We start from the raw sequence: 2,026 nt of genomic DNA, 5'->3' as shown, positions 1-2,026 counted from the left end.
CGCAACTTGGGGAGATGGTTTTTAGCATTTTTTTATAAAACCCCACGCATAGGCCATTCTGAGTAAGGACGGTAACATACAGGGAACAAAAGCTCCCACCACGGTTTACCCAAAGCTTTTAATATGGCCAATGCCACAGGATTTACGTGATTCAAGTTTACTTCGCCATTCTTATAAAACAGCACTTGTAAACCTTTGAAGTAGAAATCAATGTTATCCATCTTAGGACTAACAACATTGTGGCCAGGGAAATCTTTTGTCAAAGTAATTTTTTCTTCGGCAATGTGGTTAGTAATCATTTGCTGCATAAACTTTCTGGCAAATACTGCAACCATAACTAGCCACAAAAGACCTTCTACACGCTCTGTTTTTTGCAGAAAGAATCTTGATAGGTAAAGTTTTCTATTCTTGAGTTCTTTCCAAATGTTTTCAACCTGCATGTTGTTTTTGTACTTTTCAAGCAACTGAAGTCCTGTCCAATCCCGATCTGTATCTGTAGTGACCAGTAGATACATACACTCCTGTCTGATTGCCTTATTGATCTTATCTTCATCAAGTGAACAAGCGGAGGATATTTGGATGTGATCAATACATGTTTCAGAGGTACCATCTTTCTTTGGTCTACCTCTTGTTTTCTTCTTCTCAACACAACTAAAAGTAAACTCTGACAAAGAACAATACTTAAGATCTTTAGTTAGAGCCTCATAAGCTGCCTTGGCATCTTTCTCACAATAAAATGCATTTTTCGATAACTGCTTGTTAACTTTGTTAAGCTCTTTGTTAGCCTTGTTCATCACTGATTTAGTCTTAGTTTTGGCTAGGTTTTCATTGAGGTACAAGCAACCTACAACTGGTCTATCAAACAATGTTAGACCATAAATCATTCTGTGTTTAGGAACAATGCTTTTCTTAGAGTGTAAATCATCCCACTCTTCTTGAGAGCATACTTCTGTAAGCTCCAAATCAGAAGTGTATTCATTACGTGCAATGTTTAGGTTGTCAGGCACTCTTGTTATGATGTGTAGTCCTCTTTCCTTTGCAGCTTCGAAAGATCGGCTAGTGCATAGAGCTGAATCGCCTGTGAAGTACTTAAGCTTCTTGAATGATGTTGCTATCGCATCAAAGATCTCTGTAATCATGTCAGAAAAGTTGAGCTTATCACTACGATTCCCATCCCATAATCTAAAGTAAATAGGCAGACCAGTATTTTCATCGGCAGCTGAGCCAATAATCACCTGCGGCTTATCTGGTCTATGATCTTTTGAATGCCCACATGCAAAGTCTACAGGGCGCTTTCCGCCATCCTTTATAGGTTCAAAAGTATCAGTAAAAGTCCAATGCTTAAACTCAATTACGCTATCTAAGCTTTCATCGTAAAAATTTAGATCCTTCATCATAAGAGCTTGAAACTCAGCTTCGTTCAAAAGCTTAATCTCTGCTTCTTTTTGTTCTTGATTTGTAGTTGCAAGCCCCATTTTCATCATACTTGAAGTATCGATGTGTACACTGTCTGAAAAGTTAAGTTTAGTTAAATTCAAGCTTTTTACATGTGCCACATACTCTGAGAAAAGTTTATCACTACCATAGCTATATATGCTTTCTAAAGCATCCGCAAAGACATCCCGATTAAAATACTCAGGCTTTATCTCAGGATCGATTCTCAAAAGTGCAGGTAATGCAGTACCAATAATGTGGCTTTCAGATGCATTTAATGAGCGATATGAACCGTTGTAAAGAATGATAAGAAGCGCAGCTAAAGCTTGCCCTCTGTCTACCTTATGCTGACCCTGTTTGCCTATTCTTTTATTAACAAACTCAACAAAACCAGTTGCTGACAGAAATCCTGCCATAAGAATCATATGGTCAATAACTAATTGACCAGCAACTTTTAGATTACAGAAAAAAGAATCTAATGAATCTATTGACTCATTAATTTTAGGTGCAACATAAGGCTCGGATTTAGGCATTCTAGCTCCTTGATTACGGTTATACTAAAATTATACAAAATTCATCTCCCCAAGTTGCG

At 37.5% G+C, this 2,026-nt stretch carries 1 protein-coding gene; it reads right to left on the bottom strand.

Going from position 1 to position 2,026, the window contains the following annotated elements; all coding sequences use genetic code 11:
- Positions 1–32: 32 nt before the first annotated feature.
- Positions 33–1,967 (bottom strand): IS1634 family transposase, encoded by a 1,935-nt coding sequence (locus MXE38_RS12165; protein ID WP_246915460.1) that lies wholly within the window; start codon positions 1,965–1,967, stop codon positions 33–35.
- Positions 1,968–2,026 lie beyond the last annotated feature (59 nt).

This window comes from Anaerobiospirillum sp. NML120448 (genome assembly GCF_023050945.1).
In the GTDB taxonomy this organism is placed as follows: Bacteria; Pseudomonadota; Gammaproteobacteria; order Enterobacterales; family Succinivibrionaceae; genus Anaerobiospirillum.
The sequence above is the reverse complement of the archived record's forward strand: the minus strand, read 5'-3'. Positions and strand labels throughout refer to the sequence as shown.